A 17,084-nucleotide genomic window follows, 5' to 3' on the forward strand; every position below is an offset into this window, starting at 1 on the left:
CAACTAGTATAAGGGTAATACCTCTACATCAAAGCTAATATTAATGTTAAGGTCGCTAAGTTCCCGTTCTTTGTTTAAATCATAGCACCAAAGACTAACAGCACCTCCGTTACGTTGCATCATTTCACTTAATGGTACAATACTTTCGCCAAAAATAGTGTCATCGTATCGACTTCCTGTACCATCCTTTTCTGTAAATTCCCCTTTGAAATAAAAATTGATATCTTCTCTGAACGCGATAGGAATTTGATTAAGATCTATAAATACCATTAACTCACGAATATCAAAATCTCGATTCCAATCCTGTTTTAAAGGTAATTGAACTTTTTCTTCATCTTCTAAGAGGTTCCAAACAGCACTTTTTTCAGGATAGTAGCGAATTGCTTTTGACCAAATAGAATCTTCCAGACCCTCCGGTTTTTTAATATCCATGATCAAATTGGCTTGGCTAATAGTGTTTTTGGGTCTAGCAGTATCATTAGATTTATCCAGAAATATACCAAAACAGTTAAGTTTAAATCGTAGCACTGAGAGTGGTTCTGATTCAACCTTTTTAGGTTGAATCAGCCGACTAATTCGTTGCAGTAGTTTTCTTCTTATCTGATTTTCTTTTGAATCTTGAAAAAAGGGCGGTGTTAATAATTGGTCAATTGGAAGCAATTCCTGTTTTAACGGGTGTAAATTGGGATCTGAAATTGATGACGAACTAATTTTTTTAATGAGTCGAATTTGTTCATTTTCCTTTAAAATTGAATCTGTAAAAGAATTGAAGGAAGTTGAATCTTGCTTTTCTTTTGAGCGAAGTATATTTTTTAAATTGAGATTATTACTAGCAATTTCAAGTACATCACCACTTTTTAATGCTGAAAGTTCTAAAGAAATTGGTCCGTAAATTATGCGATGAGTATAATGAGTTCCCCATTCTTCAAAAAACATTTTATAAGGCTCAAGTTCTTTTGGAAGTGAATCGTAGCGCAATGAATCGGGAATGATCCTTAGCACTGGTAATTGTTTTACCGCTTCAACAAATTCACTATTCAATGTACTACCCGCGGGATCAAGTTGAAGGGTAAAATGTTCTTCGTTTATTTCATGCCAGCTATACAGCCTGGCTTGGTTTAAAGAATCGTTTTCAAAAACTTCAAAAATGTTACTTTCTGTACTGATAATGGTATCGAAAGGCGTGTCAACCAGATAATGACCCCTAATGAGCTGTTGAAGTTTACGGTTTGAATTAACCAATTGATGAAAGCCACCCCCAATTGGATTTTGATTTGGGATTACTTGGAGGTAATCTTCAAATAAATAGCTTTCTTCCAATAACTGCCAATTTCTGCTAGTGCTGGTTAATGGCGAGAAGATCTTTTTTGTAAGACCGCTGTTTTCAAATACAGGGTCTGATTTTAAGATGTTAACCCCATAAAGAATTTTGTCATATTGCGGTAATTGCTTGTAGCGGTTTTGAAGCTCAGCAATCGTTTTTCTGGTAATTTGAAGTACAATGCGCTGCTGATCAGTACTATCAGCTTGATAAGGTAATATTTCGTAATCTGGTTGTTCTAATGGTTTAAAATACAACTTATCACCCTTATTAAAGTCATATAAGTAAATACTGTCGTTTCTCTTCAATATTGCTTCGAAAGGTTTTTCTGAATCAATACTTTCTTTTAGAATAGAAATTTCAGTATCAGGTAGTGGATTTTGAATTAAAATAAATCGGTCTTTATCAGTACATGAACTGAATAAAATAACCAATAAGACTACTAGAATTCGCACCGTGGCACTATGGGGCATGTTTTTGACTGATTTTAATAACGGAAAGATAGAAAACGACGAAACAATGTGCAATCATTAGAAAGTTAAACCGCTGCTGAAAAAGTAGAGCGTTTCACAAATAGCTAAAAAAAAGCTTAACAATTGCAATAAACAAAAACGGTTGACTTAAAATAGTCAACCGTTAATGAATACTTTATAGCGATTTATTCCGCTTTCTATCTACTTCTTTTAATAATACCTTTCTTAGCCTTAAGTGGTTCGGTGTTACCTCCACTAATTCATCTTTTTGAATGTATTCTAGCGCTTCTTCTAATGAAAATTTAATAGCTGGAACAATTTTGGCCTTATCATCGGCACCAGAACTTCGTACATTACTAAGTTTTTTGGTTTTAGTAACATTGACAGTCATATCATCACCTCGGCTATTTTCACCAATAACTTGTCCTTCATAAATGGCTTCGCCTGGATCGATAAAGAATTTACCACGCTCTTGTAGTTTGTCAATAGAATACGGGATAGCAGTTCCATTTTCCATCGATACTAACGAACCATTTATGCGTCCAGGAATTTCTCCTTTAACTGGTGCATACTCTTTAAAACGGTGTGCCATGATCGCCTCACCAGCGGTTGCAGTCAGCAATTGATTACGCAAACCTATAATCCCTCTTGAGGGAATTAAAAACTCACAAATCATACGTTCGCCTTTAGCTTCCATACTTAGCATTTCACCTTTACGAATAGAAACCATTTCTACCGCCTTACCCGAAACATGCTCTGGTAAGTCGATCGTTAATTCTTCAATGGGTTCGCATTTTACACCATCAATTTCTTTGATAATTACTTGCGGCTGACCAATTTGTAACTCATATCCTTCACGGCGCATGGTTTCAATTAAAACAGATAAATGCAATACACCACGACCAAATACCATAAATTTATCGGCACTATTGGTTTCTTCAACACGAAGTGCTAAGTTTTTTTCTAGCTCTTTTGTTAAACGCTCTTTAATATGACGTGAAGTAACAAACTTGCCATCTTTACCAAAAAAGGGAGAGTCATTAATGGTAAATAACATACTCATGGTGGGTTCATCAATAGCTATTGTTTTCAATCCTTCCGGATTTTCAAAATCAGCAACAGTATCACCAATTTCGAAATTTTCTAACCCAACAAGGGCGCAGATGTCACCTGCTTCAACTTTATCTACTTTCTTTCTGCCTAAACCTTCAAACGTATGTAATTCTTTGATTCTACTTTTTACGATAGAACCATCCCTTTTTACTAATGACACAGGTGCGCCTTCAGTCAAGATGCCACGTTGCAAACGACCAATAGCAATACGACCCGTAAACGAAGAAAAATCTAAGGAGGTAATAAGCATTTGAGCAGTACCTTGCTCAACTTTCGGTTCTGGTATATGCTCGATTACCATATCTAGCAATGGCTCAATATTTTCTGTTTGTTGTTGCCAGTCTTCTGACATCCAGTTATTTTTAGCTGACCCGTAAACCGTCGGAAAATCTAGCTGCCACTCTTCAGCACCCAGCTCGAACATCAAATCGAACACCTTTTCATGTACTTCTTCAGGAGTACAGTTTTCCTTATCTACCTTGTTGACTACTACACAGGGTTTTAATCCTAAGTCAATGGCTTTTTGAAGTACAAAACGAGTTTGCGGCATAGGTCCTTCAAAGGCATCTACTAATAATAAGACACCATCTGCCATATTCAAAACGCGCTCTACTTCGCCCCCAAAATCGGCGTGACCAGGAGTGTCGATGATGTTAATTTTAGTTCCTTTATAAGTTACCGAAACATTTTTGGATGTAATGGTAATTCCACGTTCGCGTTCAAGATCATTATTGTCTAAGATCAAGTCACCAGTATTTTCGTTTTCACGAAATAACTGACAGTGATACATAATCTTGTCTACCAAGGTGGTTTTACCGTGGTCAACGTGTGCAATGATCGCAATATTCCTCATCTGGGCCATATGAATCCGTTTTTAAGCGCGCAAAGGTACGGTTAATACGTTAATAACTACTGGTATAAAACTTTAATTTTAAAGTATTTTATTTTGTTAGTTTTTACTTCCACCTAAAACCCATCCAAGGGTAAAGCCTATGTTTGGAACTATATCTCCGTTATCAAGATCACTCCATGCATAGCCTAAACCAAGATGTAAATTTAGGTTAAATCCACCACCATAGGTACGTTGCATTCCCCATAGCGGTCCGACGAAAGCCCCATAGTTTTCATTAAAATCAATGTTACCGATGATCGATTTCCCGCTTTGAACCAAAGCACTAAAGGCAAAGTAATTGGCAGAGTTTCTATCGATACGCTTACCAAGACTACTTCGTCTTTTAAAGTTATAATAATATCTATACTGTGTGTCTAAAAAGGGAAATACGCCTGCTTCCAGCTTATTATCCCCTTGTTTTCTAAAAAAGTAACCGGTTCCTAATTGGAAATCAATCGTACTGTTAAGTCCAATACTTTTTTCCCATTCAACACCTGGTGTCAGTATATTTATTTTAAATTGACTTTTTTCAAGATTCCATGCGTCTTGGCTGAAGATAAACTGCGTTGTGAGGATTGCAGTCATTACAATAAGGTTTTTCATTTACGAAGTTTTTTAGTTTAAAAAAACCTAAATCATCAAGCTTTATGCCATAAAAATTCAAAAGTCTTATGTGCGCTAATAATGTATCTTTGCCGAATAATTATTAAGAAATGAATCTAGCCAATATCCCTAAGTTAAAACATACTACATCTGATAACTTTTTTTTGCTAGCAGGCCCTTGCGCTATAGAAGGTGAAGACATGGCAATGCGTATTGCCGAGAAGGTACTCGAGATAACTAATGATCTTAAAATCCCCTACGTTTTTAAAGGTAGTTTTAAAAAAGCAAACAGAAGTCGTATCGACAGTTTTACTGGAATTGGAGATGAAAAGGCGCTAAAAATTCTTCGAAAAGTAAGCGAATCTTTTGATGTACCCACGGTAACTGATATTCATGAGGTAGAAGATGCGGCAAAAGCAGCAGCTTACGTTGATGTCCTGCAAATACCAGCTTTTTTAGTAAGGCAAACAGATCTTGTTGTGGCAGCGGCAAAAACTGATAAAGTGGTTAACCTAAAAAAAGGACAGTTTATGAGTCCTGAAAGTATGCAACATGCTGTTCGCAAGGTACATGATTCCGGAAATAAAAAAGCATGGATTACCGATAGAGGAACCATGTTTGGCTACCAAGATATGATCGTCGATTTTCGTGGAATACCTACTATGAGGCAGTTTGCTCCAACTGTATTAGATGTTACACATTCACTTCAACAACCAAACCAGACAAGTGGCGTTACAGGGGGTAGACCAGATATGATTGAAACGATTAGTCGTGCTGGAATTGCAGCAGGAGTTGATGGCTTATTTATGGAAACCCATTTTGATCCAGCAAATGCAAAAAGTGATGGGGCAAACATGCTGCATTTAGACCATTTAGAGAATTTACTTCGTAATCTTACGGCTATACGAAAAGTGATTGCTAATTTGTAAGATGAAGGCCCTGATACTTTTAATGCTAATGTCAATACCCACCGTTGTGATATATGATTTTAACAAGAACAAAAGTGTAAACGACTGGCGCGTGGTTGATGATGTGGTGATGGGAGGTAGGTCTACTGGGAGCTTCAATATTAATGATGGTGGCAACGGTGTTTTTTATGGAAGTGTCTCTTTAGAAAATAATGGAGGATTCTCATCTGTTCGGCATCAAACTAAAAGGTTAGACCTTTCTCAACATTCTAAGTTTGTTATCACACTTAGGGGAGATGGAAAAAAGTATCAGTTTCGAACCCGGGCAAGTTATGAAGACCGTTTTTCGTACATCGGTGTATTTAATACAACAGGGGAGTGGCAAACTATAAGTATTCCATTCGATACAATGTATCCAGCTTTTAGAGGTCGAACACTAGATTTGCCTAATTATTCCGGTACAGCTTTGGTTGAGGTGGCCTTTTTGATCGGGAATAAAAAAGAGCAAGAATTCATGTTGGAGATTGCAAGCATTTCAGCAGAATAAATAAAAGTTAAATTTTCGAGAAAACGATTCGATCACCTTTTGTTAATCCTAATTTATCTGAAAGTCCAGCATTAATTTCAAACACATATTTTGCAGGTCCTTCAGAAGGTAAAGATGCTTCATTAAAAGGTTCAGCATTTTTTTGAATGCTTACGACTTCATTATCTTCACTGATGTAGATAATATCGATCGAAAACTCAGTATTCTTCATATAAAAATAGCGCTGCTGGGAGTCAGGAAATATGAATAGCATTCCTCGATCATCTTGCATCGATTTGCGATACATTAATCCAGTTTGCGTTTCGTACTCATTATCTGCTATTTCAATATCAAAAGAAGCAATCAGGCTATCTTTTTTAAAAACTGAAAGCGTACCTTCTTTGGTGAAAGACACTTCTTGTTTGATTACTTTTTTTTCTGATTTTTTATCCCCACAGGTGATTAAAAAGAATCCTGTGGCGAGAATGATACATGCGAGAAACTTTTTCATGCAACCGCCTTTTTTTGGTTTCCTTTCCACATAAAGTACAAGCCCAGCAAAACAAATGGAATACTTAGTAATTGTCCGGTATTCAATCCTAGCACCCAATCTTCACGCCCATCAACTTGTTCAATTTTAAAGTACTCAACAATAAAACGCACTCCCATTAACATTATCAAGAACAAGCCAAAAAGAAAACCGAGTTTTTCTCCTGCCTCACGTTTCCAATATAAATACATGAGTGTGATGAAGACAAAAACATACCCAAAGGCTTCATATAGTTGCCCTGGATGACGGACTACATTATCAATTTTTGCAAAAATAATACCCCAATCAGATCCTGTAGGTTTACCAATCATTTCAGAATTAAAGAAATTTCCTAGTCTTATTGCTACTGCACCGAATGCACAAGGAATCACCACACGATCTAAAACCCACAATAACGGTTTTTTGATTACTTTTTTACTGTAGTAATACATACCGATGATCATTGCAATGGTAGCGCCATGACTAGCTAAGCCTCTAAAACCCGAAAACTTGTATTTTGAAAACTCGAAAATACCAACTCCTGTTGGTTTTGAAATAGGTAAAAACACCTCAAAAGGGCTTTGCCATAGAAGTTCAGTTTGGTAAAATAGGACATGTCCTAAACGTGCTCCAACCATAATAGATATCATACTGTAGATGAAAAGAGAATCTAGTTCATCTGGGCTACGCTTTTCTTTACTGAAAATCTTTTTAGTAATATAAAAACCAACTGCGAATGCAACAACCCACATTAGGCTATAATACTTTATTTCATAAAACCCGAGGTCTATTCCTTCAGAAGGATTCCATTTAATGGAGAGGGGAAGTGTCGTCATATTTTTATAATGTAGCGGTAAATATAACCAAAAGGCATTTGAACCTTAAAAACATTTTACACAAACTTTTAGCATAATTTAAAGTTCTCATATATCAATTTCTTAAAATAATTACATTTGTTTCATGCTGTTTGATATTGAGAATACGGTAATTGCTTTGGTTTGCTTGGTTACAGCAATTGTTGTTCAACGTATTTATCTTAAAGAAAAGAATCGTATTGGTAATACTGCATCCATTGACGGGATTAAGTGGTTTGGTCTTGCAATATTTATTTGGGGTCTAGGGGCGTTAATAACACAGATATTGTTAATAGCGGGTTTTCCAGAAGCTCATAAAACTATCATTTATTTAGGATTATTAGTGTCTTTGCTAAATTCACTTTTTATTATACTCTCATTGCCTTCAATAGAACACCATCATCCAAGAAGTATGATTGTTAAAATGATAACTCGTTTTAATGAAAAGGAATTTATCGCTTTATACTGCTCAGTATTAGTGATGATCGCATTTGTTTTTGTGGTAACCTCTTTAACAAGTAATAGTATTTCAAATCGACTTGTTTGGCTAATTGATATTCCAATTTCTATTGTAGTTGCATTCTCGTTGCTTTTGGAATTAAATAAAGCATTTAAGCATAGAGATATGCGTTTTATGTATTTACCGTCGTTTGTGTTGTTCATTCTAATTGTGGTAGCAGTATCGCATAGAATTATTCCAATTGATATCAGTACTAGATGGTTTTCTTTCGACTCATGGAAGTTACTTGGAAGCATTACTGCCATTTCTTTTAAATTCTTGTTTATAATCTTGTTTTCGATTTTGCTATATAGCTGGAAGTTTTTATCAGAAAAAGAACAGCAACAATTTGTAGTTGACGACTTGATAAAACAAAATGACGAGCTGTTGAAAACTAACAGTCAGTTAATTAAGGAAAAAGACAAAGGTGCCGACCAATTGGTTCAACTAAAAAAGGAGCTAAAGATGCTTCAAAAATTAAAGAAGATAGAACTGTCAGATAGACAAAAAGAAGTGCTTGGTAATTTAGCAATCTGTGGTAAGAACAAGTCATATACAGATATCGCAGATGCTATGAATATTAGCGTTGACGGTTTTCAAACTCATGTGTATCAAATTAAGAAAATCTTAAACGTCAGTGGTGCAGATGGTAAAGAACAGTTAATCAAATTTGCTGTTCAAAACAATCTCGCGCGTTTCGCTACTATCAAGGAAGATGCTTAAGTATATACTTAAGCATAATTGTACTAAAAAACACCTATGCTTAATCTTTTCATCTTAATAAAATGATTTCATATTCGTCAGGATTTAAAATAAGTTCTGATGATTCCATTATTAAAAAGTCCCGACCTATCTATTGATGATATTATAAATGAGCGTTTTGAAAATGCCACAGGATGGTTTTATGATGCTATTTTTGCTCAAATTCCGATTACTGATTCTGTTGGTATTCCATGGGTGCTCTTGGTACTTCTTATAGGAGCCAGTTATTTTACCGCTTACTTTCGATTCATAAACTTTAGGCAGTTTCTCACGGCGGTTAAAGTTGTAAAAGGGGATTATGATGATCTGGAAAAAGCGTTTATTGAGGGATCAACAAATATTCATCAATCACAAGGCGATGCGGTAGACACGATTAGGGTTGAGGGGCACGAAGGTGAAGTAAGTCACTTTCAAGCGTTAACAGCGGCCCTTTCGGCTACCGTTGGCTTAGGTAATATAGCAGGTGTAGCCATTGCATTATCAATAGGTGGTGCAGGAGCAACTTTTTGGATGGTGATGGTTGGGTTGCTTGGGATGGCTTCAAAATTTGTTGAATGCACACTCGGGGTTAAGTACAGGGAGATTGATGAAAGTGGGACAGTTTTTGGTGGTCCTATGTATTATTTAAAAAATGGACTCAATCAAAAAGGGTTTAAAAAATTAGGTAAGTTATTGGCAGCGCTATTCGCCATTATGTGTATAGGTGGGTCTTTTGGTGGTGGAAATATGTTTCAAATAAATCAAGCTTTCAAATTATTTGAATATGTAACCGGAGCTGAGTCTAGTTTTGTTCATGGAAAAGGTTGGCTATTTGGTTTAATCATGGCTATTTTGGTAGGAGTTGTAATTATTGGCGGTATTAAAAAAATTGCCAAAGTGACTGATAAAATTGTTCCGGTAATGGTTGTTGTATACGTACTAGCAGTTCTAACAATATTAATTATTAACTATAAGCAAATTCCTATGGCGATTCAATCTATAATTGACGGAGCATTTTCACCTGATAGCGCAGCGGGAGGTTTTATTGGAGTAATGGTTCAAGGATTTAAACGAGCCGCGTTTAGTAATGAAGCAGGTATAGGCTCATCGTCTATAGCTCATTCGGCAGTTAAAACAAAATATCCGGCCAGTGAAGGCTTAGTGGCTTTACTAGAACCTTTTATAGATACCGTTGTGGTTTGTACGATGACGGCTTTAGCACTAATTATAACGGGACAAATAACAATTGGTAGTGAAGTTTCTTGGGAAGAGGGTGCTATTTTAACATCAAAGGCATTAGAAAGTGGTATTTCTTGGTTTCCCTATTTGCTATCTGTTGCGGTTATATTATTTGCATTTTCATCAATGATATCATGGTCATATTATGGGTATCAAGCCTGGTCTTTTTTGTTTGGGAGAAAAAAGCGAACAGCATATATTTATAAAACTCTTTTTTGTCTTTTCGTTATTGTGGGGGCGGCTTCTAGTTTAACCGCAGTAACTGATTTTTCCGATGCGATGATATTTGCAATGCTAGTGCCTAATATGATTGGTTTATTTCTACTTAGAAAAAAGGTGGGAGACGAACTTAAAAAGTATTTACATGGTATTAAGTTGCTAGGATGATTTTGTATCTTTAAGTATCTAAACAAGCACTTAAGAAATTGGACGAATTAGATGGTACTTGTGACTATTTGAATTGCATGAATGGTTCTTATTTCGGCAGTGTTATCATGATTTGACAATTTTTATTTATGATACATTAAATAATAATTAGTGATATTATGGTATATTTTTTGATGTTATCAACGAACAATCGATAATCTCGTTTTAAATGATGCGATATTTTTATGTTTTACTGCTTTTATGTTTTTTTTCAACTACACTTCAATCTCAGGATATTACATTAAAAAAAGGCAGTCTTAACGATTCTATCGCAATTGCAGGGACTGAGAGCACTTTCTCGATGTATCTGCCAGGCTCATACAATGAAAATTCAGCTGGTCCTGTCTTATTCGTGTTTGACCCTTATGGCAACGCTTCATTCGCAATTAGAAATTTTAAACTTGCAGCTAATACTTTTAATATGCCGGTGGTAGCTTTAAACGCGCCAATCTCAAAACTTACCGATGAAAATATTGAATTGTTTATAAAGCTCCATAAAAGTGTTTTTAGTATCATCCCGCAATCAAAAGAACTATATTTTAGTGGTTTTTCAGGCGGGGCATTATTTGCCACAACTATGGCCGCACGCATTAATACAGCTGCCGGACTCATTTTGTGTGGTACTAATTATGAGGTAGTCTCTAAAATGAACTATTTACGAAACAGAGATATGCCGGTTATAGGATTAGTTGGTGATGAAGATTTTACATTTAAAAGTATGGAAAGTATTCATCGATTTTTAACAAGAAAGAAGATTGCTAATGATCTTATTGTTTACAAAGGGGGACATTACTGGCCAACTGCGGGGTATTTGCAACAAGCGTTGGAGTGGATTTATGTTAAAAGGGCAATTACAGGAAAACATCCTCAGCACGAGATCGTTACTCCTACATTGTATAAAAAGCACTATGAATATGCCAATGACTTAGTTAACAATAATGAACTGTATTTAGGGGAAAAAGCATTTACAAGAGTAGATAAAAATTATAGAGGTTTATTTAGAATAGATAGTGTAAGGCCTGTTTTAGACACTATTAGAAAAAATAAAGCTTTCAAAAAATATAAAAGAGGTGTTACCGGTGCTAGCTATGATGAAAATAACATATTAAATAACTTTGGCGCGTTGTTGGAAGAGGATATTGCCAACGCTAGTTTTCAAAATTTCGCATTTTGGGAAGAAGAGCTTGAACGACTTAATTTTTACAAGAAGGGAACAATTCATTATAAAAAGAAGTTAAAACGAATAAAGGGATTATTGTTTCATGTTTGTGCAGAAAGCGTTCCCTTATATGATGTTGAGGAATCTATTGACAATCTCTTATTTCTTCATGAGTTTATGATATACATAAAACCAGATTATCATAAAGCGTATATTGAGTTAATTAAACTGTATACCAAAGTAGGTGAGCTTGACAATGCATTATCAAGTATGGAGGCTTTATTGCAAAATGGCTATACCGATGAAGATACTCTTCAACTGTTGCCGGGAATCAGTACCTTAAAAGGGCGACCTGAGTTTTGGGATATTTTAAACACATATCCATTGCCTGAGAATAAAAAGGAATAGTCTAATCTTTTATTACGAGGTGTGGAACTTCTTCCAATTTCCAATCAATTACAAGTCCACCTGCTAATGACCTAGCAATTTCGGCGCCGTACAAATATTCACATAAGTATAAAGCCGCTTCAAAACTTTTTGCACCACCGGCCGAGGTAATGTATTTACCATCATGCACAAAGAGTACTTCTTTTCTTATATCAAGATCTGGAAATTTCTCCCTCATAGTATCAATATCACTGGGGAAGGTGGTAGCAACAACTTTATCTAATAAACCTGCTTGAGCAAGGACAAAAGCACCGTCACAGTGACTGGTAATAAATTGCGCTTCCTTATCAACTTTTTTTACAAAATTGATCATTACTTCGTCCTCTAGATCGGTATCTAAATGATGTTCTGCGCTTGGTACAACCAGAATATCGATAGTCGGAATCGTGTCTTTTACATAATTAAAATCGGGTAATAGTCGCATTCCCTCAAAAGTGGTAATGACATCATCGGTATTAGCAACCGTGAAAACATTCATTTGTTTTATGTTTTTTCTATACTGCGTATGCTGAAAAATGTCATAAGGTGCTGTTAGCTCTGTATTATAAACACCATCCATGATAAGAAAGGCAACATTATAACGTCCTTCTTTTATGTCGGGAAGCTGTTTTTCTATCGATGTAATTTCCTTAGCATTTACTGAGGTTTCTTGTTTACCGCTACAACAAGATAGCAGCACAAAAACTATTAATGATGACAGTACTTTTTTCATTGACATTATAATTTTGTTAAAGATACAGTTTCGGTCGTTTTCTCGTACTTTAATTTACGCATTGCATACAATACAAGTATAGTAGCTACAACCCCGATTCCGGTCATAATCAGCCAAGTATTGTTAAATCCGAAGTTGTTGATCAGCTGCATGCCTACATTATGTCCAAAAACATGTGCCACGGAAAATGACATGGTGAACAACCCCATATATGCTCCTTGTCTTCCCTTTTTAGATCTTTGTAAAGCAAACGCATTTCCCATTGGTAAGCCAATCATTTCTCCGACGGTCATGAAGAGCATACCTATTATTAATATACCAACCCAAGGAGACAGTGGTAATACGATAAAGCTTATTGCCGTTAAAATCAGACCAACAACTACATGCTGCAAGTTGCTAAGTGCTGTTTTTTCTAAAAATGCGATCAAAGGCATTTCCAATATCACAATCAGCAAACCGTTCATCGCTAAAAGTAATCCGATACTTTTTTCTGATAGTTCAAAAATTTGTCTGTAATATAAAGGCATAGCAGAAAAGTATTGAACAAAAATGAATCCGAATAGCGCAAACGCAACTAAGAATAATATGTAGATCATATCCTTTTGAGGGGCAATCGGGTTCTTCACTACTTTTTCTTCATCCGATATTTTTGCTTTTTTTGGATTAAGTGTTTGTATCATTATCAAGCCAGCTACGATGCATGTAAAACCATCTACCCAAAAAAGACCATAATACCCTATAGAGGCTATGATCAGACCACCCAAAGCGGGACCTGCAGAGAAACCCAAGTTAATAGCAAGTCGTATTAAAGTAAGCGAACGTGTTTTATTTTTAGGTTTACTATAGGCACTTAATGCCACAAAAAATGCAGGTCTAGCGGCATCGGCAACTGTAATCAACAAGAAAAATGCAATACACATTCCTACAAAAGTGCTGACATACTGGGTAAGAACAAAGGCAATCCCAGTAGCAAATAGTGATCCTAGAATTACCTTATAGTATCCTATTTTGTCACTAAGTTTACCGCCTAACCAGGCACCAAAAAACGATCCTAAACCAAAACAACTCATGACCCATCCCACCTGAGGTACTGTAAATGCTTTGTCTTCTGTTAAGTAAAGCGATAAAAAAGGTATTACCATTGCACCGGTACGATTTACCAAAGTAATAAGGGCTAACCACCAGACTTCACGTGAAAGCCCTTTAAAAGTGTTGATGTAGTTACTGAATAAACGAAACATTGATTGGTTTTTAGATTGATTATAAAAAAAAAGCCCGGCTCATTGAGCCGGGCTTTCATAATTGTATTGTTAGAGAACATTACAAGACATACCGGCATTTTTTTTCTGCTTTCACAGAAATCAGTTGATAAGTATGTACCGTAATGTGTTTCATTTTCTCCTAAATTGTCACACAAAATTACTCAAATAGTTGAGATGTTGTACATTTAAAACCACATTAATTATCAATTAAAAATGAATTTAATTTCTAAGCTTTTTTGCATTTGTATTTTATTGTCAAGTATTACAACTAGTTGTGCGCAGAAAAAGGTTGAAAAGAAGACTGCAAACGCTTTTAAAAGACCTTCAGCAAATCAAATTATTAATGAGGTGAAAGATTTTCAGGATGATTTGAATCTTACTTACGGCAACTCCGAAGAATCACCACTGACCGAAGCTGACAGGAAAGACTTTAAAGGACTGCAGTTTTTTGATATTGATACCACTTTTTATGCAGTTGCAACATTTATTGAAACCCCCAATACAACTCCTTTTAGAATGAAAACTACTACGGATCGATTACCTTTATATCGCAAGTTTGGTGAAGCTTACTTTAAACTAGCAGGAGAAGAAAGAGTACTTAGTGTTTTTCAAAATATTGATTTGATAAAGGACTCAGAGTACGCAGACCATTTGTTCATTCCATTTACTGATTTGACCAACGGTTCAGATTCATATGGCGGTGGGCGTTATTTGGATGTCGAAATGCCCGAGGGTGACCGGATAATTATAAATTTTAATAAAGCCTATAATCCGTATTGCGTCTATAATGCGAAATACTCGTGCCCAATACCACCGGCTGAAAATCATTTGGAGGTGGCAATTACCGCTGGGGTCAAGGCATATGATAAGCATTAAAAAACCACAAGCCAAAGGGGCTTGTGGTTTAACAACTCTATAATTAACCAAATTATGATTGATTCATACTCTTTTTAGAATGAGTAGATTGCTGCTACACCAAAAGACGACAAACTTTTAGTTGGTGCAAGATCTCCATCAAGAAATCCCTCTTCTGATAAGCTATCTAATCTAAGTTCGGGCTTGATAATTAAATTTTCAACGGTATAGCTTCCTGTAAGTGTAACTGCAAATACGGTTGCATCATCAAAACCAAATACTGGACCACCATCTTCTAACTGTGCGAAGTATTCACCTCTTAAACCGATGGCAAAACTCTCTGATGTTTTAAGTTGAGGGTATAATGCTGCACCATAAAAACCACTTCCGTCATTATCTTGGTATGCTGCATTAATTCCTAGGTAAAAATCTTCTGAAACATCAAATCCACCAGTGTAGTCTACTTCAAAACCTAAACCTGTGCCGTCATCATAGTAAAAGTTTAAATATTGACCTTTATAACCTAATTGTGCTCCTGCAGAGTACGAGCCTGTAAGATTATTGTTTACATCGGTAATATTCATTGCTGCAAGCATTAAACTAAAATCATCCGAAAGTGCAAAATCAGCTTTTAAGCCTACATGCGAGAATGGCCCGTAAGAAAATAGGTATGATGTGCTATAGTTGAAATTGGCAGCAGGCGCAATAACTTCATACCCTAAATAAGTGTTGAAACGTCCCGCAGATAAGGTTGTTTTTTCACTAACATTCCAATATGCGTATAACTGATTTAAGTTAAACCCACCAGTAGCTTGATTACCACGTGGTCCAAAAGTAAGATCGGCTACAACACCTGTTTTTTCACCATCGTAGCTGGCAATTAAGTTAGCCATACCTAATGCAAAACCGGTTTCGTTGGCAAATGATGTTGGTGGTGCTTGTGAGGCTCCGGTTACAATCTCCTGGTCTGTGGAGCTTAGATTGGTACGAAAATAAGCATCGACGCTACCGCTGATTTTAAGCTTTTTCTCTGTAGCCTCTTCTTCCTGCGCAACGATTGTTAATGCAAATAGTGAGCAGGTTAATACAAGTACATTTTTTACGATATTTGTTTTAATGATCGCTTTCATAAATTAAATTTTAGCTATTTATTATTCTCTCTGGTAAGAGTAAATTGATAGTTTTTTGAAGTGATTAGTTGCCGGATGGTGCTGCAACACCATCCGGTTTTTTTTACTTCTACTGTTGTTTAAATTGATTAATGTTGATTCATTCTAAAGTCTGGGTACGAGTCCATTCCATGCTCGTTAACATCCAAGCCCTGAACCTCTTCTTCTTTAGTAACACGAAGTCCCATAGTTTTCTTTATTGGAAGTAATATGAGTACGGCGCTTACTGAACAGAAAGCCCCATAGACACCTACACCTGCTAGCTGAACTAGGAACTGGTCAAAACCAGCCATTTGTCCAAAAATACCAACGGCTAAGGTGCCCCAGATACCACAAATTAAGTGTACTGCAATTGCTCCTACAGGATCGTCCAGCTTTAATTTGTCGATAAGTGCAACACCAAGTACAATAATAACGCCGGCGATTAATCCGATGAGAATTGCATCGGTTGGCGCCATTTGGTCGGCACCAGCGGTGATACCTACAAGTCCGCCTAAAATACCATTAAGGAACATGGTAAGGTCATAATTTTTATACAAAATGGAACTGAAAATAAAAGCCCCTACACCACCTGCTGCCGCAGCTAAGCAAGTTGTTACCAAGGTGATCGAAGTTGCCCCGGGGTCCGCAGATAATACGGAACCACCATTAAAACCAAACCAACCTAGCCAAAGAATTAGTACACCGGCAGCTGCTATAGGAATATTGTGGCCTGGAATCGCTTTTGGTTTGCCATCACTATCGAACTTACCAATACGGGCACCCAGTAAATATACTGCAATTAAGGCAGCCCATCCTCCAACAGAGTGTACTAATGTTGAACCAGCAAAATCATAGAAGCCAAGTTTATCTAAAAATCCACCACCCCATTTCCAAGAACCAGCGATAGGATATATAATACCAACATATAATACGGTAAAGATCATAAAGCTTGGTAGCTTAATACGCTCAGCTACCGCACCTGATACAATAGTTGCTGCAGTGGCTGCAAACATTCCTTGAAATAGGAAGTCTGTCCAATAAGTATAACCTTCGTTATAAGTAAGATCTAAGCCCGCATCTGTCAATGGTGCACTTAGCCCAAATAGGTCGAAAAAATAATCGGGTATAAAGCCAGCTACAAAACTTGAAGGGTACATTAAATTAAATCCAACTAGGCAGTATAATAGCAAACCTACACATATAATAAATACGTTTTTAAATAAAATATTGATGGTATTTTTTTGCCTGGTAAGGCCAATTTCTAAAAAGGCAAAACCCAGATGCATAAAAAATACAAGTGCTGTACAGATCATCATCCATACATTATTAATCGTCAAAATGTTGCTTGTCGTTTCCATATCTTTTTTAAATGAT

General features: G+C 36.2%; 15 protein-coding genes. 6 read left to right on the forward strand and 9 right to left on the reverse strand.

Annotation, left to right across the window (positions count from 1 at the left end; genetic code table 11):
* Positions 1-3: 3 nt before the first annotated feature.
* The 3 genes from ABN763_RS10790 to ABN763_RS10800 all read right to left on the reverse strand — a co-directional run bounded on the left by ABN763_RS10790 (position 4) and on the right by ABN763_RS10800 (position 4,402).
* On the reverse strand, positions 4-1,794 hold the full coding sequence (locus ABN763_RS10790; protein ID WP_410485474.1) for an MAC/perforin domain-containing protein: 1,791 nt from the start codon (positions 1,792-1,794) through the stop codon (positions 4-6).
* Positions 1,795-1,969: 175 nt separating this feature from the next.
* The gene (gene typA, locus ABN763_RS10795) at positions 1,970-3,769 is read right to left on the reverse strand and encodes a translational GTPase TypA (protein ID WP_410485475.1); all 1,800 of its coding nucleotides are present in this window, start codon (positions 3,767-3,769) and stop codon (positions 1,970-1,972) included.
* A gap of 87 nt (positions 3,770-3,856) precedes the next feature.
* The gene (locus tag ABN763_RS10800) at positions 3,857-4,402 is read right to left on the reverse strand and encodes a hypothetical protein (RefSeq protein ID WP_410485476.1); all 546 of its coding nucleotides are present in this window, start codon (positions 4,400-4,402) and stop codon (positions 3,857-3,859) included.
* A 110-nt stretch (positions 4,403-4,512) separates the two neighbouring features.
* Here ABN763_RS10800 and kdsA point away from each other — a divergent pair, with 110 nt between their 5' ends.
* Complete coding sequence (kdsA, locus tag ABN763_RS10805; protein WP_410485477.1) at positions 4,513-5,331, forward strand: 3-deoxy-8-phosphooctulonate synthase; 819 nt, start codon at positions 4,513-4,515, stop codon at positions 5,329-5,331.
* Position 5,332: 1 nt separating this feature from the next.
* Positions 5,333-5,857 (forward strand): CIA30 family protein, encoded by a 525-nt coding sequence (locus tag ABN763_RS10810; protein WP_410485478.1) that lies wholly within the window; start codon positions 5,333-5,335, stop codon positions 5,855-5,857.
* Positions 5,858-5,864: 7 nt separating this feature from the next.
* Here the strand turns inward: ABN763_RS10810 and ABN763_RS10815 are convergent, their stop codons facing one another.
* Both ABN763_RS10815 and lgt read right to left on the reverse strand, forming a co-directional pair.
* Entirely contained in the window at positions 5,865-6,347 is a 483-nt protein-coding gene (locus ABN763_RS10815; protein WP_410485479.1) for a DUF192 domain-containing protein, read from the reverse strand.
* Positions 6,344-7,201 carry a prolipoprotein diacylglyceryl transferase gene (gene lgt, locus ABN763_RS10820; RefSeq protein ID WP_410485480.1) on the reverse strand — a complete coding sequence of 286 codons (858 nt, stop codon included), beginning with the start codon at positions 7,199-7,201 and terminating at the stop codon, positions 6,344-6,346. Before lgt ends, ABN763_RS10815 begins: the two co-directional genes overlap by 4 nt.
* A 124-nt stretch (positions 7,202-7,325) precedes the next feature.
* Between lgt and ABN763_RS10825 the strand changes: the two genes are divergently transcribed.
* The 3 genes from ABN763_RS10825 to ABN763_RS10835 all read left to right on the forward strand — a co-directional run bounded on the left by ABN763_RS10825 (position 7,326) and on the right by ABN763_RS10835 (position 11,691).
* Positions 7,326-8,441 carry a hypothetical protein gene (locus ABN763_RS10825; protein WP_410485481.1) on the forward strand — a complete coding sequence of 372 codons (1,116 nt, stop codon included), beginning with the start codon at positions 7,326-7,328 and terminating at the stop codon, positions 8,439-8,441.
* 99 nt (positions 8,442-8,540) lie between these two features.
* Positions 8,541-10,085 carry an alanine/glycine:cation symporter family protein gene (locus tag ABN763_RS10830; RefSeq protein WP_410485482.1) on the forward strand — a complete coding sequence of 515 codons (1,545 nt, stop codon included), beginning with the start codon at positions 8,541-8,543 and terminating at the stop codon, positions 10,083-10,085.
* 208 nt (positions 10,086-10,293) lie between these two features.
* A complete protein-coding gene (locus ABN763_RS10835; RefSeq protein WP_410485483.1) occupies positions 10,294-11,691 on the forward strand; it encodes a hypothetical protein in 1,398 nt (465 codons plus the stop codon).
* Between the two features lies 1 nt (position 11,692).
* Here the strand turns inward: ABN763_RS10835 and ABN763_RS10840 are convergent, their stop codons facing one another.
* A complete protein-coding gene (locus ABN763_RS10840; RefSeq protein WP_410485484.1) occupies positions 11,693-12,442 on the reverse strand; it encodes a DJ-1/PfpI family protein in 750 nt (249 codons plus the stop codon).
* Between the two features lie 5 nt (positions 12,443-12,447).
* Positions 12,448-13,683 carry an MFS transporter gene (locus ABN763_RS10845; protein WP_410485485.1) on the reverse strand — a complete coding sequence of 412 codons (1,236 nt, stop codon included), beginning with the start codon at positions 13,681-13,683 and terminating at the stop codon, positions 12,448-12,450.
* A gap of 234 nt (positions 13,684-13,917) precedes the next feature.
* Between ABN763_RS10845 and ABN763_RS10850 the strand changes: the two genes are divergently transcribed.
* Entirely contained in the window at positions 13,918-14,580 is a 663-nt protein-coding gene (locus ABN763_RS10850; protein ID WP_410485486.1) for a DUF1684 domain-containing protein, read from the forward strand.
* 74 nt (positions 14,581-14,654) lie between these two features.
* Here ABN763_RS10850 and ABN763_RS10855 read toward each other — a convergent pair whose 3' ends face one another.
* Entirely contained in the window at positions 14,655-15,689 is a 1,035-nt protein-coding gene (locus tag ABN763_RS10855) for an outer membrane beta-barrel protein (RefSeq protein ID WP_410485487.1), read from the reverse strand.
* A gap of 128 nt (positions 15,690-15,817) precedes the next feature.
* Positions 15,818-17,068, reverse strand: coding sequence for an ammonium transporter (locus ABN763_RS10860; protein WP_410485488.1), 1,251 nt, complete (start codon positions 17,066-17,068; stop codon positions 15,818-15,820).
* Positions 17,069-17,084: the final 16 nt, after the last annotated feature.

The organism is Spongiivirga sp. MCCC 1A20706, from assembly GCF_046524175.1.
Taxonomy (GTDB): Bacteria; Bacteroidota; Bacteroidia; order Flavobacteriales; family Flavobacteriaceae; genus Spongiivirga.